The sequence below is a fragment of the Bifidobacterium sp. M0404 genome (assembly GCF_016101415.1).
In the GTDB taxonomy this organism is placed as follows: Bacteria; Actinomycetota; Actinomycetes; order Actinomycetales; family Bifidobacteriaceae; genus Bombiscardovia; species Bombiscardovia polysaccharolytica.
In genome coordinates, this window is sequence record NZ_JACFQP010000001.1 from 813,863 (window position 1) to 835,614 (window position 21,752).

The 21,752-nt window shown below is 61.7% G+C and carries 19 protein-coding genes; 1 reads left to right on the forward strand and 18 read right to left on the reverse strand.

What is annotated here, in order from left to right; all coding sequences use genetic code 11:
* Position 1: 1 nt before the first annotated feature.
* The 10 genes from H3T93_RS03365 to H3T93_RS03410 all read right to left on the reverse strand — a co-directional run bounded on the left by H3T93_RS03365 (position 2) and on the right by H3T93_RS03410 (position 13,415).
* On the reverse strand, positions 2-1,288 hold the full coding sequence (locus H3T93_RS03365; protein WP_144177572.1) for a class I SAM-dependent RNA methyltransferase: 1,287 nt from the start codon (positions 1,286-1,288) through the stop codon (positions 2-4).
* Entirely contained in the window at positions 1,281-1,967 is a 687-nt protein-coding gene (locus tag H3T93_RS03370) for a DUF3159 domain-containing protein (protein ID WP_144176876.1), read from the reverse strand. Before H3T93_RS03370 ends, H3T93_RS03365 begins: the two co-directional genes overlap by 8 nt.
* Positions 1,968-1,971: 4 nt before the next feature.
* Positions 1,972-2,820, reverse strand: coding sequence for a DUF3710 domain-containing protein (locus tag H3T93_RS03375; RefSeq protein WP_144176874.1), 849 nt, complete (start codon positions 2,818-2,820; stop codon positions 1,972-1,974).
* Positions 2,821-2,857: 37 nt separating this feature from the next.
* Positions 2,858-4,855, reverse strand: coding sequence for a dipeptide ABC transporter ATP-binding protein (locus tag H3T93_RS03380; RefSeq protein ID WP_144176872.1), 1,998 nt, complete (start codon positions 4,853-4,855; stop codon positions 2,858-2,860).
* Positions 4,856-4,866: 11 nt separating this feature from the next.
* Positions 4,867-5,856: an ABC transporter permease gene (locus H3T93_RS03385; RefSeq protein WP_046322754.1), complete on the reverse strand. Its 990-nt coding sequence runs from the start codon at positions 5,854-5,856 to the stop codon at positions 4,867-4,869.
* Between the two features lie 31 nt (positions 5,857-5,887).
* A complete protein-coding gene (locus tag H3T93_RS03390) occupies positions 5,888-6,814 on the reverse strand; it encodes an ABC transporter permease (RefSeq protein WP_015021632.1) in 927 nt (308 codons plus the stop codon).
* A 190-nt stretch (positions 6,815-7,004) separates the two neighbouring features.
* On the reverse strand, positions 7,005-8,666 hold the full coding sequence (locus H3T93_RS03395) for a peptide ABC transporter substrate-binding protein (protein WP_144176870.1): 1,662 nt from the start codon (positions 8,664-8,666) through the stop codon (positions 7,005-7,007).
* 129 nt (positions 8,667-8,795) lie between these two features.
* Positions 8,796-10,466, reverse strand: a complete 1,671-nt coding sequence (locus tag H3T93_RS03400) for a peptide ABC transporter substrate-binding protein (RefSeq protein ID WP_144176868.1) — start codon at positions 10,464-10,466, stop codon at positions 8,796-8,798.
* A 189-nt stretch (positions 10,467-10,655) separates the two neighbouring features.
* Positions 10,656-12,332, reverse strand: a complete 1,677-nt coding sequence (locus H3T93_RS03405) for a peptide ABC transporter substrate-binding protein (RefSeq protein WP_144176866.1) — start codon at positions 12,330-12,332, stop codon at positions 10,656-10,658.
* A gap of 150 nt (positions 12,333-12,482) precedes the next feature.
* A complete protein-coding gene (locus tag H3T93_RS03410; protein WP_144177570.1) occupies positions 12,483-13,415 on the reverse strand; it encodes a tyrosine recombinase XerC in 933 nt (310 codons plus the stop codon).
* Positions 13,416-13,519: 104 nt separating this feature from the next.
* Here H3T93_RS03410 and H3T93_RS03415 point away from each other — a divergent pair, with 104 nt between their 5' ends.
* Positions 13,520-13,789, forward strand: coding sequence for a DUF6725 family protein (locus H3T93_RS03415; protein ID WP_144177568.1), 270 nt, complete (start codon positions 13,520-13,522; stop codon positions 13,787-13,789).
* Here the strand turns inward: H3T93_RS03415 and H3T93_RS03420 are convergent.
* The 8 genes from H3T93_RS03420 to xerD form a co-directional block, all read right to left on the reverse strand.
* Positions 13,779-14,816 (reverse strand): prephenate dehydrogenase, encoded by a 1,038-nt coding sequence (locus H3T93_RS03420; RefSeq protein WP_186363915.1) that lies wholly within the window; start codon positions 14,814-14,816, stop codon positions 13,779-13,781. The genes H3T93_RS03415 and H3T93_RS03420 overlap by 11 nt on opposite strands.
* 65 nt (positions 14,817-14,881) lie before the next feature.
* On the reverse strand, positions 14,882-15,868 hold the full coding sequence (locus H3T93_RS03425; protein WP_144176864.1) for a prephenate dehydratase domain-containing protein: 987 nt from the start codon (positions 15,866-15,868) through the stop codon (positions 14,882-14,884).
* Entirely contained in the window at positions 15,865-16,329 is a 465-nt protein-coding gene (locus H3T93_RS03430; protein ID WP_121913676.1) for an alcohol dehydrogenase, read from the reverse strand. Before H3T93_RS03430 ends, H3T93_RS03425 begins: the two co-directional genes overlap by 4 nt.
* Before the next feature lie 71 nt (positions 16,330-16,400).
* Complete coding sequence (gene typA / locus H3T93_RS03435; protein WP_046322747.1) at positions 16,401-18,320, reverse strand: translational GTPase TypA; 1,920 nt, start codon at positions 18,318-18,320, stop codon at positions 16,401-16,403.
* 141 nt (positions 18,321-18,461) lie between these two features.
* Positions 18,462-19,097 (reverse strand): SMC-Scp complex subunit ScpB, encoded by a 636-nt coding sequence (gene scpB / locus H3T93_RS03440; protein WP_144176862.1) that lies wholly within the window; start codon positions 19,095-19,097, stop codon positions 18,462-18,464.
* Positions 19,094-19,897 carry a segregation and condensation protein A gene (locus tag H3T93_RS03445; protein WP_144176859.1) on the reverse strand — a complete coding sequence of 268 codons (804 nt, stop codon included), beginning with the start codon at positions 19,895-19,897 and terminating at the stop codon, positions 19,094-19,096. Before H3T93_RS03445 ends, scpB begins: the two co-directional genes overlap by 4 nt.
* Positions 19,894-20,733, reverse strand: a complete 840-nt coding sequence (locus H3T93_RS03450; RefSeq protein WP_046322744.1) for a ParA family protein — start codon at positions 20,731-20,733, stop codon at positions 19,894-19,896. Before H3T93_RS03450 ends, H3T93_RS03445 begins: the two co-directional genes overlap by 4 nt.
* Before the next feature lie 45 nt (positions 20,734-20,778).
* Positions 20,779-21,708 (reverse strand): site-specific tyrosine recombinase XerD, encoded by a 930-nt coding sequence (gene xerD / locus H3T93_RS03455; protein WP_144176857.1) that lies wholly within the window; start codon positions 21,706-21,708, stop codon positions 20,779-20,781.
* Between the last annotated feature and the right edge of the window lie 44 nt (positions 21,709-21,752).

Here is a 21,752-nt window from a genome sequence, read left to right on the forward strand (position 1 = left end):
GTCAGCGCCGCCTTCCCGCCGTGCGGGTGAAGACCGCCACCGTCTCCACGTGGTGGGTCATCGGGTAGATGTCAAAGGCCTCAAGATGCTTGGGACTATAGCCTAGGGAAATCAGGGTGGACGTATCCCTAGCTAGGCTGGTCGGATCGCAGGCCACATAGATGATGGTCCCAGCCCCGCTGGCGGCCAGCAGTCGACAGACCGCAGCCTTGGCGCCAGCTCTAGGAGGATCAAGTAGGATCAGGTCGGGATGGCCCAGTCCCTTGGGCGGACCTCCAGTCAAAACCTTGGCCACATCACCTCGACGCAGGACCACTCGGTCCAGTCCAGCCCGTTTCACATTGTTTTTCGCACTGGCAATGGCTCCGGCGGAACCCTCCACAGCCAGGAGCCGGGCTCGTCCGTCCGCCAGGGCAGCCAGGGGCAGGGTGAAGAGACCTGATCCGCAGTAAAGATCCCAGATGACCGGCTCAGCGACCCCAGCCAGGGCCCTCTTAGCCTGGTCCAATACCGCCTTGGCCAGCACGACTGGTGCCTGACGGTGAACCTGCCAGAATCCGTCAGCCTGGACCCGGTACTCAGGTCCCGTCCCTGCCTCCAACCGCTCTGTTAGCAGGCGGCTCCCCTGGCGCAGACGGCCATTGACCAGCAGGGCGTAGTTGTCGCCAACCGGTCCCCCATCGCGCGGCTGGGGCGCAGCCAGACGTATACGGGCTCCTGCGGGCAGGCCGCCTTCCCATATACCCAGGCCCTCGGCCAGCTTCAGCAACTCCTGCGTGGCAAGGGGCATGGTCTGAATCGGTAGACGGTCATGCGATCCCCGCCGACGCATGGAGGGACGGCCCTGGTCGTCGGCCACCAGCTCGATTCGAGTCCTCCAGTGCAGGCCGCCCAGCTCCTCATCGCCCGGAACCCGGGCCACAGGCACCTGAACATCCACCCCGCCCAGGCGGGACATCTGCTGGCCGATCAGGTCGGCCTTCCAGGCCAGTTGACCGGGAAGGCTCACATGAATCAGATCGGCGCCGCCCAGGCCTCCTCCCCAGGCCAGCGGTCCAGCCAGGGGCCAGACTGGCTCACGGCGGTCAGGACTGGCCTCCAGCACTTGGGTGACCTCGCCTGTGGCAAATCTACCGGCTCGGCCGTGAGGCTCGTCCAGAAGAACCTCCACCAGCTCCCCAGGCAGGGCAAAGCGGACGAAGACCACCCGGCCGTCCTCCAAGTGGCTCACGCAACGGCCCTGGTCGGCATAGCGTTCGATGCGCAGACGAACCCTGGTTTCAGTCATGATCGGCATGGACCTCCTGGTCGACCTGGCGACGATGATAAGGGCCTCCGATCAGCAGCCAGCTGATCCAGATGCCCAGAGCAAACAGGGGCAGGCCCAGGATCAAACGCGCTGCGCCGAGGAACCCGACGGAGCCGGCCATGTAGAGCGGCAGCTGAACCAGCAGACGAAGAGCAAAGACGGCGATCCAGACCAAGGTGGCCTGGGTATAGGCCCGAATCAGATCAGGTTCGCCCCGCCAGGAGACCAGCCATTGCTTCCAGCCTGAGACGACGGGTCGGCGCATATACTCCACCAGCAGGCCTATGCCGGGCATCCGTGCCAGCAGTGAGGCGGCCAAAACGATAATCCAGAATCCGTTGGTCAGGAATCCTGGCAGGTAATAGTTGCGGGCATCCCGGGTCAACCATGCAGCCACCAAGCAGATGCCCACCGAGAGCAAACCGGTCAGAGCTCCCAGAAAAGACTGCCGCTGGACCAGACGAATCAAGAGTTGCAACAGGGCCAGGGCTGCTGAAACCGCAACGGTCAGACCCAGACGGCCGGTCACCAGGAAGAAAAGCAGAAATACCAGTCCTGGCAGCAAGGACTCGACGATCCCCCGCCATCCGCCGATGGCCTCCATGACGGAGAAATCGTCGTCGGCCAGCGCTGCCAGCCCGGAATGCTTCTGCTTCACAGCCTTAGCGAACCTCCGAGAACATGGGTCCGCGAGACAGTGTGGTCTTCACCTCGGTCTGCTGGTCCGAGTCGAAGGGCCCCTCCGGCTTGCCAGGGATCTGCGCGCTCTCATCGTCCTTGGACTCCGAGTCTTCAGCTTCCCCGCGGCGCTGATTGGGGGTGATGGGCGCATGCATGGGAACCAGGTCACGAGGGGCCAGAGGCTCATCGCCACGGACCACCACCAGGTCGGCCAGGTAACCGTCAAGAACATCCTTCTCCTTGCCGCCCTTGGCTGCCGGGCCGGAGAAGATGCCACGCAGCATCCAACGGGGTCCGTCGATGCCCACCACCCGAGTCAGCAGGTTCTTGCCCTTGACCTTGACAGGCAGGGTCAGCTCCTTGCCAAAGACGCCGTCCACCTCCTTGCAGGAGGGGTTGGCCTTTAGCAGGTCGGCCCGAACCTCGTCCCACAGGCCTAGGGACTTGGGGGCAGCGAAGGGCTCCAACTCCAGACTGGAAGACTTATAGGTGATGGTGGCTCCCAGCACGTCGCCGGTCTGCGAGTTGGCCTTGAGCCTCAGCTCGCTGCCCTGCAGGAAGGGAAGCATCAGGGCGCCGATGTCCAGATACTCATCGGTATCGGGGGCCTCGGGATCCATGCTGTCCCAAGGGCCTTGGCCGCTCTGCTCGGCTTCGTCCTGCTCCGCAGCCGTCTCGTCACGATCCGTCTCTGACGTCAGATCAGATTGCTCAGTGGATTCCTCAGCGTCCTTGGACTTGTCGAGCTCCTTGGACTTGTCCTCCTGATCCTTGATGTCCTCCTCGGCCTGCGTCTTGGCGCGTTTCCTGCCGAAACCGAACAATCCCATGATGCCTCATTTCCTTGTGAGTCTGTGCAAAGGATACCTAGTCGAGACCCAAGCGCAGCTTGCCGCCTGGAATGGCGTCCAGCAGATCCTTGGTGTACTGGCGCTGCGGATGGTCGAAGACCTCGTCGGTGGTGGCGTGCTCCACCAGCCGACCGTGCTGCATGACCACCACCTCGTCGGCGATCTGCCTGACCACGGCCAGATCGTGGGTGATGAACAGGTAGCTCAGACCTTGCTCGGCCTGAAGGTCGTTGAGCAGCCGCAGCACCTGGTCCTGGACCAGCACGTCCAAGGCGGAGACGGCCTCGTCGCAGATGATCACATCCGGATTCAGGGCCATGGCCCGAGCAATGGCTATGCGCTGACGCTGACCGCCGGAAAGCTCGTTGGGATAGCGCCCCATGACCGACTCGGGCATCTCCACCATGTTCAGCAGCTCCTTGACCCGCTTCTGCCTGGACTTGGCGTTGCCGATCTTGTGGATGCGCAGGGGCTCCTCAATAGAGCGGTAGATGGAGTACATGGGGTCCAGGGAGCCGTAAGGGTTCTGGAAGACCGGCTGCACGTGCCGCCGAAACTCCATGAGCTGACGGCTGCCGAAACCGGCGATGTCCTGGCCCTCGTAGGTCACCCGGCCCGAGGTGGGCTTGAGCAGGTGCAGAACCATGTTGGCCACGGTGGACTTGCCCGAGCCGGACTCCCCCACGATGGCCAGGGTGGTTCCCCGCTTGACCGAGAAGGAGACGTCGTCCACTGCCTTGAACATCTCCTTACGACGCGGCAGCCTGAACTCGCGGGTCAAGTGCTCCACAGTGATGACGTGCTCGCTGCGCTCCAGGGTGCTCTCGCCCTTGACATGATGCTCCAGCAACCCCTCGGCATCCTGACCACGTTGCTTGGCGGATATGATGCGCTGGGAGGCCAGCGAGGGCGCAGCCTGGACAAGCCGCTTGGTGTAAGGGTGCTGGGGGTGTTGCAGGACCTCCAGGCTAGGCCCTGACTCCACTACCTGACCCCGGTACATGACCACGATGTGCTGGGCGCGCTCGGCTGCCAGACCCAGGTCGTGGGTGATGAAGAGCACCGCGGTGCCCAGGGATTCGGTCAGGCTGCGCAGGTGGTCCAGAATCCTCTTCTGGACCGTCACATCCAGGGCGCTGGTGGGCTCATCCGCAATCAGCAGGTCAGGGCGGGAAGCCAGGCCGATAGCGATCAGGGCGCGCTGGCGCATGCCGCCGGAGAACTCATGCGGATACTGCCGGGCCCTGGTGGCGGCCTCAGGCAGCCCGGCCTCCGACAGCAGACCGGCAATACGGTCATCCATATCCGATCCGGTCACATGCTCCTTGGCCAGCGTCCAGGCTTTGTCGTCATTCACACCGGCGTCGATCAGGGACTTGGCCACACCCCATCGGGTCTCGGAACCCACATCCCACTCGGCCTTCATGGCCTCCATGGTCTTGTCCACGTCGGCAACCCCGGCGTCGCTCAGGGCCTGGCGAGCGGCCTCGAGCAGACCAGGCAGGTCCTTGGAAGAGATGAAGAGCTCGTCGTCAGACTTCTTTACTTTCACCTCTTCGTCGCTAGCCAGAGCCTTGGCCAGCCGGGAGCGCTTCTCCCGGGAGACATCCATGTGGTTGGCGGTCAGCGCCTCCTTGACTTGGGAACCGATGCGCCAGACCGGGTTCAGATTGCTCATGGGGTCCTGCGGGACCAGGCCCACCTGGGAGCCGCGTAGTGCCTCGTAGTCCTTGCGGTCCAAGCCCACCAGCTCGCGACCCTTGAGTCGGATACTGCCGCCGGTCACTTTGCCGGTGCCAGGCAGAAGACCAAGCACAGCCATGGCCGAGGTGGACTTGCCCGAGCCGGACTCCCCCACGATGGCCACCCACTGGCCGGGATAGACGTTGAAAGAGGCATTGCGAACTGCGTGGACGGTGCGCCCATCGGCGGTGAAGTCCACCTGCAGGTCCCGTACATCGAGCAGGGGCTGATTCTCCTGATTGGTGGTCATGTTCTTGTCTGCTTCAGTCATGCTTCCTCCACTCAGGCCGTTCTGCTCTTGGGATCCAACGCATCCTTGACCGCGTCACCCATCATGATGAAGGCCAACACAGTGATGGCCAGGGCTGCGGAGGGATAGAAGAGGACCGAGGGATTGGTGGTCAGGAGGCTCTGGGCCGTCGAGATATCCCCTCCCCAGGAGACCACGGTGGAGGGTAGGCCGATGCCCAGGAAGCTCAGAGTGGCCTCAGAGACGATGTAGCTACCCAGCGACATGGTAGCCATGACAATGACCGGAGCCAGTGAGTTGGGCAGGATATGCCGGAAGAGGTTGCGCAGAGGCGTGGAGCCCAAGGCCGTGGATGCGGTATTGAACTCCAGGTTCTTGGCTTCCAGGACGGCGCTTCGGGTGATACGTGCCATGTTGACCCAGCCGAAGAGGGTCAGAGTCAGTATAATCTTCCACAGTGAGGTGGAGGTACGGAACATCTGCAGGAGCACGATGGCACCCAGGATCATAGGGATGGCGAAGAAGATGTCGGTGATGCGGCTGAGTACTGCGTCGACCCAGCCCCCGAAGAATCCAGCGATTGCGCCGATGAGTCCGCCGAAGACGGTGACCAGGATGGTGGTCATGACGCCGATGGCCACCGAGGTTCGGGCCCCGTGGATGACGCGGCTGTAAACGTCACAACCCTGCAGGTCGAAGCCGAAGGGGTGCCCCGGCCGACCTGGCTCCACAGAGTTAGACAGGTTGCAGGCCATGGGGTCCTGCTTGGCGAAGAGGTCGGGGAAGAGGGCCACCAGGATGACCACGATCGCCAGGATTGCAGAGATGATGAAGAGCGGGTTGCGCCTCAGGGTCTTCCAGGCATCGGCCCACATGCTGGTAGGCGGCACGTCCTCATCCACCGAATCCACCTCGCGCAGGGGTGTCTCGTCGACTGGGGCCACGAACCGCTCCTGCCCCGGCAGGGGGTCAGGGAAGTATACGCGGGCCTGGCTTTCGTTCTGTTCGCTTGACTCGTTCATTGCCGTTTCACTCATAGTCGGTCCCTCTCCCTCACGCATACCGGATTCGCGGATCGAGCACTGCATAGAGCAAATCGACCAGGAGGCTGGTTATGACGAAGATCAGGACCAGAATGGTCACGATGGAGACCACCAGGGTGCCTTCGCCCCTCAGGATGGCCTGGTAGAGGGTGTTACCCACTCCCTGGATGTTGAAGATGCGCTCGGTGATCATGGCTCCGCCCATGAGTCCGCCGATGTCGGCGCCTAGGTAGGTGACCACGGGTATCAGGGAGTTGCGCAGCACGTGCCGCACGATGACGGACCGGTTGCTCATGCCCTTGGCCCGGGCCGTGCGTACGTAATCCTCGGAGATGTTAGAGGTGATCTCCGTCCTTGTCAGACGGATGATGGAGGCCATGGAAACCGACCCCAGCACGACGGCCGGCATGAGCAGATCAATAAAGCCTGGATTGGCCCCGGCCGTGGCTGGCAGCAGATGCCATTTGACCCCGAACAAGTACTGCAGGATGAAGCCGGTAACGAAGGTAGGTACCGAAATCAGCAGCAGGGAGAGGACCAGGATGATGTTGTCCGACCACTTGCCCTTGGTCAGGCCGCCGATGATGCCGAAGATCACGCCGAAGATGCCTTCGAAGACGAAGGCCATCAAGGCCAGCTTGATAGTCACCGGGAAAGCCCTGCCGATCACACTGATCACGGGCTGACCGGCGAAGGTGTTGCCGAAGTTCAGGGTCAGCGCGTTCTTCAGGAAGAGCACATACTGCACGATGAAGGGCTTGTCGAGATTATATTCCGAACGTATCTGTGCGGCAACGGCCTGATTGACCGGCTTGTCCCCGAACATGGCGGCCACAGGGTCACCAGGAAGCGCGAAGACCAGCGCGTATATCAGCAGTGTCGTGCCGAGAACGACGGGGATCATCTGCAGAATACGTCGCAGAAGATATTTTCCCATCGGCTATTCTCCTTTGTCATCCGCGACCGGGATCGGCATGGGGATCGGGGCCGCCGCAAAAATTCTTGTTTGAGTCTACCAGCACACCTCAACAGGGGTGTAAGAACACCAGGGCCGACGCGGAGTAAATCCTTCCGCGCCGGCCCGGGCGGTGTCAGTTTTAAGGTGCGTGATTCAGGCTCCCGTCACCTCACTTGCTGATGTTGTAGTAAGCGGGGACACCCTTCCAATTGAAGGAGAATCCCTTGATGTTCTTGGCGGCCACGCCGTTGGAGTTCTGGTAGTAGAGCGGGACTGCGGGCAGGTCACGGAAGAGCAGCTCCTCGGACTGCTGGTAGATCTTGTTGGCCTCGTCAATACCCTTGGCGGAGGCTGCCTTGTTCATCAGGTCGTCGAACTCGGGGTTCTTGTAGTCGCCGTCGTTGGACCCGTTGCCGTTGGCGGCCGAGCTGGCGAAGTTGCTGGACAGATAGCTCTCAGGCGAGGGGTAGTCAGGCTGCCAACCGGAGCGGAAGGCCGAGTCGGTGAACTTGCGGTTCTGCACATTGGAGCGGAACTCGCTGAAGGTAGGCAGAGGATTGCCTGAAGACTGGATTCCCAGGGCGTTCTTGATGGAGTTGGTGACGGCGTCGTAGATCTCCTTGTGGGCACCATCGGCGTTGTAGGCGATCTTGAAGGTGTCGCCCTCGCCCCATGGGGAGATCTTGTTGGCCTCGGCCCAGAGCTCCTTGGCCTTGGACGGGTTGTACTTGAGCACGTCGGATCCCTTGATGCTGGTTGAATAGCCGGGGATGACTGGGGCAGTGAAGTCGTGGACCTCCTTGGCGGTTCCGGACAGCACCTTCTTGATGATGGTCGGCCGGTCGATGGCCATGGAAATGGCCTGGCGACGGAGCTTGCCCTCCTGATCCTGGCCGAAGTGCTTCATGTAGGTGGGGATGGTGAACATCTGGATGACCGAGCCCGGGTCGTTGATGGCCTGGATCGTGTTGTCGGTCTGGAAGGTCTTGCGAGCCGAGGCAGGCAGGGTATCCAGCACGTCCAAGTTGCCGGCCTGAACGTCGCGGTAGGCTGCTGTGGCATCGGTGTAAGCGCGGAACTCAACGCCGCCGTTCTTGACCTTGACGCCGCCCTTGTATGAAGGATCCTTGACCAGCTTAATGGACTTGTTATGCTCCCAGGACTTGAACTTGTAAGGTCCCACGGTCACCGGCTTCTCGCCGAAGGCCTTGGTGTCCTTGTAGAAGGATTCAGGTAGCGGCGCGAAGGCGGTGTAGCCCACCTGGATGGGGAAGGTGGAGGAGGGCGAGGCCAGATCCACGGTGAAGGTCTTGTCGTCGATGACCTTAAGGCCAGACAACTGGGCATCACTAGGGGTGCCATCCTTCTGTAGATCGTCATAGCCCTTGATGTTGGCGAAGAAGCTGGAGCCCAGCTGCTTGTTGGCGATGCTGGATGCCCAGGACCAGGCCTTGGTGAAGGACTGTGCGGTGACCGGGGTGCCGTCCGAGAACTTCCAGCCGTCGTTGATGATCACCGTGTACTGGGTGTTGTCCTCGTTGGCCTTGATCTGCTTGGCGATCTCGTTGGCTGGCTTGCCCTTGTCGTCGAAGCGGACCAGCTTGGAGAACATGACATCGATGGGGTTGCCGCCGCCCACCTCGTTGGTCATGCTGGGGATGAGTGGATTGGCCGGCTCCGGGTTGAAGACCGAGATCATGGCATCTGAGCTGCCACCGCTGGTCCCCTTAGCAGAAGAGTCGGATCCACCGGATCCACCGCAGGCGCTCAGCGTGAGCGCCATGACGCACAGTCCGGCACCAGCAATGGTCAGGGCCGATTGCTTCTTCATATATACTGCTCTTTCCTTTAGTTGGTTTCCCAAATCCGTCGCCAGTGCATAAGACCCGGGTACGGATTCGCTTTGCTGCGAATCCGGCCGGGTCGGCGACGACGGATTATGCCGTTTCCGGCACGATCTTTACTTCTTCTTGGACAACTCCGCAAGGTTCGCATGGCCGTCCCAGCGCATGACCAATCCCTGCACATTCTTGGCTGACGCACCCTTGTTATTGGAGTAGTAGAGCGGAACCGCAGGCATGTCTTGTAGAAGGATCTCCTCGGCCTGCTGGAAAAGCTTATTGGCTTCGTCAGTGTTCTTGGCCTTGGCAGCCTGTTTCAGCAGGTCGTCGAACTTGGGGTTCTTGTAATCGCCGTCGTTGGACCCGTTGCCGTCGGCAGCCGAGCTGGCGAAGTTGCTCAACAGGTAGCTCTCAGGAGATGGGTAGTCGGGCGACCAGGCCGACCGGAAGGCTGCATCCTTGTAGGCGCGCTTGTTGACGTTGCCACGGAACTCGCTGAAGGTGGGCACAGGAGTGGCCACGGCCTTGATGCCCAGCGTGTTCTTGATGGAGTTGGCCATGCCGTCATAGAAGTCCTTGGCACCGCCATCGGCGTTGTAGACCAGCTGGAAGCTCTTGTCAGCAGGCCACTGGCTGATGGCATCGGCCTTGGCCCAAGCATCCTTGGCCTTCTTGGCATCGTACTTCAAGTTATCGGAACCCTTGAGGTTCTTGGAGTACCCAGGGATGGTCGGCGCGGTGAAGTCGGTAGGTTGCACGCCCAGACCGCCCAACACCTTGTCAATCAGCATCTTGCGATCCAGAGCCATGGAGATGGCCTGACGGCGCAGGTGGCCCTCCTGATCCTGGCCGAAGTGCTCCATGGTGGTGGGGATGGTGAACATCTGCAGGACGGAGCCGGGCTTGTTGTAGCCCTTGACCAAACTGTCGGTCATAAAGGTCTTCTGAGCCGAAGTAGGGATGGTATCGATCGCGTCCAGGTTGCCTGCTTGTACATCAGCATAGGCCGAGCCGATATCGGTGTAGATCTTGTAGTCGATGCCCCCGTTTTGGATCTTGACATCACCCGTGTAGGAGGTGTTCTTACGGAGCTTGACCATGGTATTGTGCTGCCAGGAATCGAACTTGTAGGGACCCGAGCTGACAGGATTTTCACCGTAGGCTTTGGTGTCCTTATAGAAGGAATCGGGCAGCGGGGCGAAGGAAGTGTAGCCCACCTGGATGGGGAAGGTGGAGGAAGGCGAGCTTAGATCCACAGTGAAGGTCTTGTCATCTACGACTTTCAGGCCGGACAGCTGGGCATCGGCAGGCGCACCCTCCTTCTGCACATCGTCATAGCCCTTGATGTTGGCGAAGAAACTGGATCCCAGCTGGCCATTGTTCACATTGGCTGCCCAGGACCAGGCCTTGGTGAAGGACTTGGCCGTGATGGGAGTACCGTCCGAGAACTTGCGCCCATCAGCCAGGGTGACCTTATACTGAGTCATGTCGTCATCGGCCTTTATCTCCGAGGCCAGATCATTATGGGCCTTGCCATGGTCGTCGAAGCGGACCAACTTGGAATTGATGGCGTCAGCGATCGAGCCGCCGCAACTCTCTACAGTATTGCTAGGAATGAGCGGCTGGGCCGGCTCGCACCCACGGATTGAAACGACAGTATTATTGCCGGACTGGCTGCTGGACGATTGCTGAGCGCCCTTGGTGTCGGAACCACTGCCGCAGCCGCTGGCCAAAAGCGCCAAGGCGCAGATAGTGGCGGATACGAGCGTAAGCTGTGAACCCTTCTTCATTACTGCTCCCTTTATTTATTTGTTTATTGAGTGTCAACGTCACGTCTACAACCAAGGACACTAGGATGACCGAACCTCAAAGATCCCTGACCGACGTGTAAGCCACAATACGCCATATTCTGGTACGAAGATGTTTCGTAAGGCAAGTCTCATCTCATTTGCCGGTCTCAGGCCCGCAGCCACTTGTCATCACTGGTCCTTGGAAAGCTCCTCGAAGATCGGATAACCGTCCCAGCCCAGACGCATCCCATGGACCTTCTTGGCGGACGCACCATTGTTGGTGGGGTTGTAGAGCGGCACCGCAGGCATGTCCTGCAGAAGAATCTCCTCGGCCTGCTGGAAGAACTTGTTGGCTTCATTGGTGTCCTTGGCCATGGCAGCCTGCTTCAGCAACGAGTCGAACTTCGGATTCTTGTAGTCACCGTCGTTGGATCCGTTGCCATCGGCCGCAGAGCTGGCAAAGTTACTCATCAGGTAGCTCTCAGGCGAGGGATAGTCAGGCGACCAGGAGGATCTGAAGGCTGCATCATTGTAGAGGCGCTTTTTGATGTTGCCACGGAACTCGCTGAAGGTGGGCACAGGGGTGGCCTCAGCCTTGATACCCAGCGTGTTCTTGATGGAGTTGGCCATGCCGTCATAGAAGTCCTTGGAACCGCCATCGGCATTGTAGAGCATCCGGAAGCTCCTGTCAGCAGGCCACTTGCTGATGGCATCAGCTTTTGCCCAGTACTCCTTGGCCTTCTTGGCGTTGTACTTGATGTTGTCCGAACCCTTGAGGTGCTTGGCATAGCCTGGGATAGTCGGTGCGGTGAAGTCGGTGGGCTGCACACCCAGACCGCCCAGAACCTTGTCAATCAGCATCTTGCGGTCAATTGCCATGGAGATGGCCTGACGGCGCAGATGACCCTCCTGATCCTGTCCAAAGTGTTCCATGGCGGTGGGGATGGTGAACATCTGCAGACCGGAGCCGGGCTTGTTGTAGCTCTGCACCATGCTGTCGGTCATGAAAGTCTTGACAGCAGAGGTTGGAATCCTGTCGATCACATCCAGGTTGCCTGCCTGCACATCGGAATATGCCGAACCCATATCAGTGTAGACCTTGTAGTCGATGCCGCCGTTCTGAACCTTGACCTCCCCGCCGTAATCGCTGTTCTTGCGAAGCTTGACCATGGCGTTGTGCTGCCAGGACTCAAACTTGTAGGGACCCGAGCTGACCGGGCTCTCCCCGTAGGCCTTGGGATCCTTATAGAAGGACTCAGGCAGCGGCGCAAAAGCGCCGTAGCCCACCTGAATGGGAAAAGTGGACGAGGGCGAGATGAGGTCCACGGTGAAGGTCTTGTCGTCGATAACCTTCAACCCGGAGAACTGAGCATCCGCAGGCACACCCTGCTTCTGCAGATCGTCGAAGCCCTTGATGTTGGCGAAGAAGCTGGCATTCAGCTGGCCGTTGTTCACATTGGCAGCCCAAGACCAGGCCCTGGTGAAGGACTTGGCCGTGATAGGGGTGCCATCAGAGAACTTGCGTCCGTCAACCAGGGTGACCTTGTACTGGGACATGTCATCGTTGCCCTTGATCTCCGAGGCCAGATCGTTGTGGGCCTTGCCCTGGTCGTCGAAGCGGACCAGTCTGGAGTTGATGGCATCAACGACCTGCCCGCCGCAGCTCTCCACTGTGTTGCTGGGAATGAGCGGCTGGGCCGGCTCACACCCATGGACCGAGACCACGGCGTTGTTGCTGGACCGGCTGCCGGAGGACTGCTCGGCACCCTCGGTGTTGGTACTGCTGCCACTGCCGCAACCGCTTGCCAAAAGCGCCAAGGCACAGATGGTCGCGGACACGAGCGTAAGCTTTGAACCCTTTTTCATTGCTGCTGCTCCCTTTAACTGGTTCTCAACCTCGCGCATACACTTCGACGGTACTGGACTGACGTACCTTGACTGACATGTAGGCTGCGATACGCCACATTCTGATACCAGGATGTTTCACAGGACAAGACTTGTCTCATTTGCCGAATCTCAAGCCCGTGGAAAAGCCTGCCTATATCGGGCCTGCAACTGCTCGATGGAGACGTGGGTGTAGCGCTGTGTTGTCCGCAGGGAGGAGTGGCCCAGCATCTCTTGAACCTCGCGCAGGTCGGCTCCTCCATCCAGCATATGCGTGGCGGCCGAGTGTCGCAGGGCGTGGGGGGCGATGTCGGGTACCCCAGCCTGGCCAGCCGCCTGATGAACCACCTTACGGACCTGCCGCTGGCCAACCCTGCCGCCAAGCTGACCCAGGAAGAGGGCCTGACCTGCCTTGCGGGCCGCTTTGGCCGTTGAGCCCGCCAGGACCGGCCGCCCCTCCCGCAGCCAGCGGCCCAAGGCGCGATCGGCTGGCAGGCCGTAGGGCAGGACCCGCTCCTTGGACCCCTTGCCCAGAACCTTTGCAGTGCGGCTGTGCCGGTTCACGTCATCCAGGTCCAGTCCGCAGAGCTCGGCCACACGCATGCCCGTGGCGTACAGCAGTTCCAGCATGGCCGCATCGCGCACCTGCAGGGCCGCCTGAACTTTCTTGTCTTCTCGGGGCTCGACCGGATCCTGGTCAACCGTATCCATCAGGGTGCGAGCCTGATCGTGTGTCAGGATCCGTGGAAGGTGCTCGGACTGCTTGGGACTGCTCAGGGCCAGGGTGGGGTCGGTCTGGATCCGGCCGTGCCGGCTCAGCCAGCCAAAAAAGGACCTCAGTGCGGCCGTCTTTCGGGCCATAGTCGAGCGGGCGTGGGTCGATGCCTCGTGGGCCAGCCAGGACCTGATAGTGGCCAGATCGATCTGCGAGGGGTCATCAATGCCATGCAGATGCATCAGGTGCAGAAAGCCCGCCAAGTCGGCCCGGTAGGAGCGCACTGTGTTGGGGCTCTTGCCTGCCACCCGGGAAAGATAGTCGGTGAAGTCCTGCAAATCCTGGTCCACTGCGGGCACTCCCTTCACTTGGCTGTGCAGTATGTGCAATACAGTCTAGGCGCTTCCGCCCTCGTCGCAGCCGCTGGTGATACTGATCCAGGAGGTGGATGACCATGCGTTTGCCAGCAACCATACCGGCCGGAGCACGGCTGGTGGTCAGGATTGCTCTTGGACCGGACCGGGAAGACGGAAGGCCCAAGTTCCGCGACTACATAGGGCATGTGGTTGACTGGAACGGACGGCGGCTGATCCTGGACAGGGATCCAGCGGCCAACGGATCGCGTCCCGGGGAGCGCGTGACCCTCCAAGCAGAAGACATGGTGGCACTGAAGCCGGTCCCGGAACGCCGTTCGCCTCCGGACCCTCAGAATTTCAGTCGATGACCGGCGGGTGCAGCACCCGGGCTCTGCTGGTGGTCAGGAAGGCTGAGACCTGCTCGCCGCGCAAGGCCGAATCCAGCAGCTCCTGCCGCCAGTTGCCTTCCTGCGGATCCAATTCCAAATCGGTTGCGGACATCTGCTCCTGGTCGACCATGGCTGCCTTGTAGCGCCGGAAGGGATCGGCCTGAAGGAAGAAGTCCTGACGCTTTCCATCGGCCTCTGGCTCCTGGTCCCGCAAAAGAGAAGCTATGCCCTGCAGATTCTCGACCAGAACATCCAGAAGATCGGCCACTTGGTCGGCGTTCTCCTCCACCATGGCCCGGGTCCGTTCCGGGTCGGTCAGGGCTACACGGGTCATGTCCCGCCAGGATCCGGCCGCCAGAGCCGAGGCCACACGACGGTCAGACGATCTCGTCAGCATGTTGGCCAGGGCGGTGGCCACCACATGAGGCATATGCGAGATCAGTGCCGCAGCCCGGTCATGAGTGGCATCGTCCAGAGCAATCAGTCTGTTCCCCAGCCCCTGGGTGACCATATCGGCTACGGTCAGGAAGCGGCTGTAGTCCGTACGCTCATCGACGCAGAGGGCCCAGAGGGCATCTGCCAGCAGGGAAGGGTCCGAGTCCTCATAGCCGGAGCCCTCGCTGCCGGCCATGGGATGGGCGCCTACATAACGATCGGCCAGACCTGCCTGCTCGACCTGCCTGCGGACCGGACCCTTGACGCTGCCCACGTCGGTCAAGGTGGTGCCACGGGTCAGCACCGGCGCCAAGGCCTTGAGCACGTCGGGCATGGCACGCAAGGGTGTGGCCAGCACCAGCACGTCTGCTTTGCCCTTGGCCAGCTCCTCCAAGGTGTCCACACAATGGATCCCTTGGCTGCGGGCCTGCTCGTAGGGACGGTCGTTATGGTTCCACGCAATCACGAATCGACCCCGGGCGGCCAGGCGTCGGGCCAGCGATCCGCCGATTAGACCCAGCCCCGCAATGGCAATCTTGTGGGCCGAGGTCAGCACCGGCGAGGCGGCCATGCCCGCTATCGGGTGCATGTGCTCGGGCCCAGACAGGTCCATATGTGGGAAAGGCGCGGATTCATCTACCATAACAACTCCTTGCTGATTGTTTCGGAATCGGGGTCCTCACCCCTGAAGGCCCCCGCCCTGGGCAGCATCCATTCACGTATGGGTGGGGCTGGATGCGGGGTGCGCGGATGAACCGCCAGTGTCTTGAGCCAGTCCCCCCTTTCCAGCAGGTCGTCCAACACCTGGTTCAGACCCTTCTGCCATGGTGCGGCGTCGATGCTGGCTACGAAACTGTAGGTCCCGTCGTGCCCCTTGATGGGCCGGGACATGAATGAGGTCATGTTCAAGCCTGCATCGCGCAGACGGTCCAGCAGGTTGGCCAGCACGCCCGGACCCGTATTCAGGGGAATAAAGGTGATGATGGACTCGAAATCCCCGCCCGGCGCCAGGCGGCGTGCCAGCCCGGCGACCTGATTCCGGGGAGCCAACAGAAGAAAATCGGTTCGGGCCCCCTGATAGTCCTGCACCTCACGCCGATAGGTCTCCAGCCCGTAGAGGCTCCCACAGATGCGCGGACCCAGAGCCACCTGATCAGGGCCCAGATCACGGCAGGCCGCAGCGTTGGAGTTGGCTGTCACCGGTTTCAGGCCGGTCTCTTGGATGAAGCCCTTGCACTGGGCCAGTCCGTGAGGGTGGGCGCCGACCTGGCTCAGGGGGCCATGGTCGGACCGGACGAAGGCGTCGAAAACGATGGGCAGACGGACCATGCCGAAGCCCGCTACCGCTTGAGCATCAATCAAGGCGTCCATGTTGGGCACCACATGGCCCTCCACGTTGTTCTCCCAGGCCAGCACTCCCCAGCCTCGGCCCTCCTCCACGGCGGCCACAATGGCAGCTGCATCCGTACAGGGCCTCAGATCAGCCTGGCAGCCCAACCTTGTCTCCATGAGGTTGGTGGCCTCAAGGGCGGCCTGATGGGTGAAGGTCCCCTCGGGTCCCAGGAAGTGCAAAGGAATACGATCGGGCAGAGTCGCCCGTGATTCTGACAGAGCCTGACTCATGCGGATCGCCCCTGACGACGCAGGGGGCCGTCAGAAAACCAGGAGGCCGGCAGGCAGATGGCCAAGGTCTGGATCAGGACCAGCCCGCCCATCCAGAGGAAGACCGCATACTTGGCAAAGAATGTAGGGAAGTTGGCATAGGGCATGAGTACATCGCCGCCCGGCCCCCGCATGGAGAGCAGCCAGACCGTGACCGTGGAGGCCACCAGATGCAGGGCCAGGCCCATGGTGCCGCTATCGCAACGAACCCACCAGGCGGCCAGGGCCACCAGCAGATAGGCCAGGACCATCCCCCAAGGCAGACCCTGAGCGGCTCCGGAACGCTGGACCAGAGTACCCAGCACGCCCACCGCCAGCCCGATGGGCAGGCCCAGCAAACAACGGAAGGGACTTGCCTTGTCAGACTCCCCCGTCGAATGGGAGACGGTCTGGTCCTTGGATTTGGAAACCTGAGACTTCATGGATTCAAGACTAGTCCGACCCGGTCACCGTGGGGCGGCCGGGTCGCACTGATCCGATTGTGAGAAAAGGTTTACTTGTTGTTGGCCCTGCGCTGACGGGCGTTCCACTTATACCAGGCATCCCTGTCCAGGATGATCTTGCGCACGCGGATGGACTCGGGTGTCACCTCCACGCACTCGTCATCGTTGGCGAAGTCCAAAGACTCCTCCAGGCTCATGTCGATGGGCGGAGTCAGGGTCTCCAGCACGTCGGCGGTGGAGGAACGCATGTTGGTCATGTGCTTCTCCAAGGTGATGTTGATGTCCAGGTCGCCAGGCTTGTTGTTGATCCCCACGATCTGCCCCTCGTAGACGGGCGACTGCGGCTTGACGAAAAATTCACCGCGGGCCTGGAGCTTCTGCATGGCATAGGGGCTGGCCTTGCCGGAGCGGTCGGAAACCATGGATCCGTTCTGCCGGGTCTTGATGTCACCTGCCCAGGGGGCGTAGCCGGCGGAGATCGACGAGGAGATGCCGGTGCCGCGGGTGGCGGTCAGCAGGGCGGTGCGAAAGCCCAGGAGGCCACGGGAGGGCACGGTGAACTGCATCCTGACCCAGCCGGAGCCGTGGTTGGTCATGGTCTCCATGCGACCCTTGCGATCGGCCATGAGCTGGGTGACTGCGCCCATGTATTCCTCAGGCACGTCGATGGTGTCGGACTCCATGGGCTCCTGAATCTTGCCGTCCACAGTCTTGGTGACCACCTGAGGACGGCCTACGGTCAGCTCGTAGCCCTCGCGGCGCATCTGCTCGGCCAGAATGGCCAGGGCCAGCTCGCCACGGCCCTGAACCTCCCAGGCGTCGGGCCGATCGGTGGGCAGCACCTTGATGGAGACGTTGCCGATCAGCTCGCGATCCAGACGATCCTTGAGCATGCGGGCGGTCAGCTTATGGTCCTTGCCCTCAGTGCCGGCCAGCGGCGAGTCGTTGGTGCCGAAGGTCATGGAGACAGCCGGGTCGTCAACGTGAATCAGAGGCAGGGGGCGGGGATCGTCCTGGTCGACGATGGTCTCGCCGATCATGATGTCCTCAACACCGGCCACAGCCACGATGTCGCCGGGGCCGGCCTCGTCCACTGGGGAGCGCTGCAGGCCCTTGGTGCGCAGGATCTCAGTCAGCTTGAAGTTCTCAATGGATCCGTCCACACGCGACAGGCCGTACTGGCGGCCCTTGGTCAGGGTGCCGTTATAGATGCGTACCAGACCCAGACGGCCCAAATAATCGGACGCGTCAATGTTGGTCACATGGGCCTGCAGGGGGGCGCCTTCCTCATACTCCGGGGCGGGGATGTTATTCAGGATGGCCTCGAAGAGAGGCTCCAGATCGTCGTTGTCTGGCACAGCGCCGTCGGCCGGCTGGTTGACGGACGCCTTACCAGCCTTGGCAGCGCAGTAGATGACCGGCAGGTCCAGGAGGGAATCCAGATCCAGGTCCACTCCCTCCTCGCTCACGTCCTGGGCCAGGCCCAGGAGCAGATCGGTGGACTCGGAGACCACCTCGGAGATACGGGCATCGGGCCGGTCGGTCTTGTTGATGACCAGGATGACAGGCAGCTTGGCCTCCAGGGCCTTGCGCAGGACGAAGCGGGTCTGAGGCAGGGGTCCCTCGGAGGCATCCACCAGCAGGACTACGCCGTCGACCATGGAGATGCCACGCTCCACCTCGCCGCCAAAGTCGGCGTGGCCAGGGGTGTCCACCACGTTGATGGTGATGCCGTCAGGCTCGCCCAGCTTGGCTGCCAGGGGGCCCGTGTACTTGACGGCGGTGTTCTTGGCCAGGATGGTGATGCCCTTCTCCTTCTCCAGGTCGTTGGAGTCCATGACCCGGTCGGGCACCTCCTCCCGCTCGGAGAAGACGTGCGACTGCTGCAACATGGCGTTGACCAGGGTGGTCTTGCCGTGGTCAACGTGTGCCACAATCGCCACATTTCGTATATCGCCGCGTACCGCCATCAAAACCTCATTCTCGTGAATGCTATCCATGCCCCCACCGGCCTAGCTGCCGGCTGGCGTGGTCCAGGAATTGGACAAACAGAGACAAGTGTAACCGCTTTGTGTGACAGGCGTTCACTCCCCCTCGCCCTGGGGAGAACCCTAGGCAGGATCCGGGGATTCGGGCTGCCCAGACAGCTCCTGGCGTGCTTGGGCCAGAGCCGAGTCCTCATCGGGCAGGAAGGGGGCCAGGGAGGGCAGATCCTCCAAGGATTGCAGGCCCATCCGTTCAAGGAAGAGGTCGGTGGTAACCAGCAGCGCGGCATGGGTCTGCTCATCCAGGCCCTCCTCCCGGACCAAGCCACGCACCAGCAGGGCCCGGATGACCCCGTCTGAGCTGACCCCGCGAATCTGGCCCACCTGGGCACGGGTCATGGGCTGGCGGTAGGCCACGATGGCCAGGGCCTCCAGGGCCGCCTGGGAAAGTCTGGCCGTCTGACCATCCTTGACGAAAGCCGCCACCACGGGCTGGTAGACGGCCCGGCTGGTCAGCTGCCAGCCTCGGGCGGTCCGACGCAGTTCGAATCCTCGGTCGCTATAGGATTCGGCCAGCGATTCCAGGGCAGTATTGACTGGACCCGGATCCACGGCCAACACCCGGGAGAAGTCCTCTGCAGTCAGCGGCCGATCCGTGGCCACCAAAATAGCCTCCAGACAGGCGGCCAGCCCGCCGGGAAAGTCCTGCACGTCGAAGTCCACATATTCGGGACGGGTATCGGGAGCCGAGGATTGGCTCATGCGAAGTCCCCCTCACTGATCAAGGCCGTTTCCGGCTCCTGGATAGACCCAACCCAGCGCAGATAGAGCGGTTGGTAGGGGCCATCCTGACGGTACTGGATCAGCTCCTGCCTAAAGAAAATCAGCACAGCCAGGAATCGGGCCACCACCTGCGCCCGGCCCTTGGAGGAGGCGACCAGGTCGGCGAAAGCCACAGGCTGACCGGGCTGCGCCAGCAGGGCCTGGCGAACCTGGTCGGCCTCCTTGTTCAGGTCGACCAGGGGCACGTGCAACTGGTCCAGACGGACCTGGGAGGCCGGAGCGTTGACCAGGGCATTGGCACAGAGCAGGGCCAGATCCTCTGGCTCCAGGGTCCAGACCAGATCAGGCAGCAGATGGGCCAGCTGGGGCTCCAGATGGCCGGGATGCGGGTAGCGGCCCGAGTTGGCGGCCAGCCTGGCTCGAAAGTCCTGTCCAGCCTGCTTGAAGGCCCTGTACTGCAGAAGTCTGGCGAAGAGCAGGTCACGCTCACGAAGGGCATCCATGGAGGCCTGGTCACGCATGGATTCGTCCTCCACAGGCAGGAGGGCAGCGCTCTTGGCCTCTACCAGAACAGAGGCCACGTCCAGGAAGGCGCTGGCCTGATCCAGACCCTGACTGAAGTCCAGTGTGCGTACGTAGTCCAGAAACTCCCCAGTGATGGAGGCCAGCGAAACCTCCGTCAGGGAGAGCTTTCGGTTGGCCAGCATGCCCAGCAGCAGGTCGAAGGGCCCCTGGTAGACATCCAGGTCGACGGCGAAGCCGTCCGCTGATCCGCTCACGCCACGATGCCGCGGGCGATCAGCTCCCGGGCAACCTCCCGATACTCCTTGGCGGTCTTGTGCTCGGGTGCGAACATAGTGATGGGCTCACCGGCCACCGTGGCGTCGGGCAGCTTGATGGACCGGCTGATGATGGAGTGCAGGACCTTGCCCCTGAAGGCCTCGTAGATACGCTGAAGCACCTCGTCCGAATGCAGGGTCTTGGTGTACATGGTGACCAGAACACCGTAAACCTGCAGGTCAGGATTGATGCGGCTACGGACCTTCTCAATGGATTGCATGAGCAGTGCCACGCCGCGCAGGGCGAAGAACTCGGCCGCCACGGGAATGATGACCCCGTCCGCGGCAGTCAACGCATTGACGGTCAGCAGTCCAAGCGAGGGCTGACAGTCGATGATGATGGCATCATACTCCTGCCGCAGGGGCCGGATGGTGGCTGCCAGAGCCTGTTCCCTACCGACCTCGGTAACCAGCTGAATCTCGGCGGCCGACAGATCAATATTGGCCGGGATGATGTCCAGCCCGTCAAAACGGGTGTGCCTGACTACCTCGTGAACATCCAGTGACGGGTCGAACATGGCAGTGTAAATGGTGTTGTCCACGCTGTTGGCATTGATGCCCAGACCCACAGTGGCTGCACCCTGGGGGTCGAAGTCCACGATCAGCACCCTTCGCCCATACTGGCACATGGCCCCAGCGATGTTGATTGATGAGGTGGTCTTGCCCACACCGCCCTTCTGGTTGCACATGGCGAGGACACGGGCCGGGCCGTGCTGTTTCAAAGGCTCCGGGGCAGCGAACGTCTCATACTCGCGCCCTAACAAATCCGTAGGCATGCCTCTACCCTATCAAGTTTCCACCCGCATTCGCGGGTTGGCGGGTCAGCGGGCACGGGGATGGGCCGTCTGGTAGGTCTCCATAAGGGCCTGGGGACTGACGTGTGTGTAAATCTGTGTCGTGGTCACCGAGGCATGGCCCAGCAGCTCCTGGACCGAACGCACATCGGCGCCTCCCTCCAACAGATGAGTGGCGAAAGAGTGCCGCAGGGTGTGGGGATGCAGAGGTCTGTTCAGGCCCGCCCGGCGACCGGCGTCCCTGACCACCTGCCAGACGGTCTGCCTGGTCAGCCGCTTGCCCCGCTTGTTAAGGAAGACTGCCCTCAGCTCCCTGCTCTTGGTGGCTCGATCACACAGGCTGGCCCGTCCCAGATTCAGGTAGGCCTCCATGGCCTGGCAAGCGTAGGAACCTATAGGCACTAGACGCTGCTTGTCGCCCTTGCCGGTCAGACGGACCACCCGCTCGTCCAGGTCCATGTCCTCCAGATCCGTGCCGACGGCCTCCGAGACCCGGCAGCCGGTTGCGTACATGAACTCAAGCAGGGCCTTGTCCCGCAGGACCACTGGATCCTTGGACCCGCCCATCACAGCCGCATCCAGCAACCGGGTCACCTGGTCCACGTCCAACACATCCGGCAGGGCCGAGGTGCCCTTGGGAGCCTTGACCGTACGAGAAACATCCTGGTCGGTCACTCCCTGCTTGAGAGCGAACCGGTGCCACTCATGGACGGCGGCCATCCTCCGTGAGCGGCTGGCTGGACTCTCGTCGGCCAGATGGGCCAGAAAACCCTCCACATCGGCGGTTTGGATCTGCCCCATGCTGGTGATGCCGTGGCCGGACAACCAGTTGATGTACATAGTCAGATCGGACTTATAAGCCTTGACCGTGGCGGTGGCAAGACCCCGCTCCAGACCGGTGTAAGCCAGGAACTGATCCAGCAATGCAGTCAGCCCCTCCTGATGATCACCGTCCACTACTGCTTAACCTCCGGTTCTCTTCATCAGTGCTGGTCTTTAGG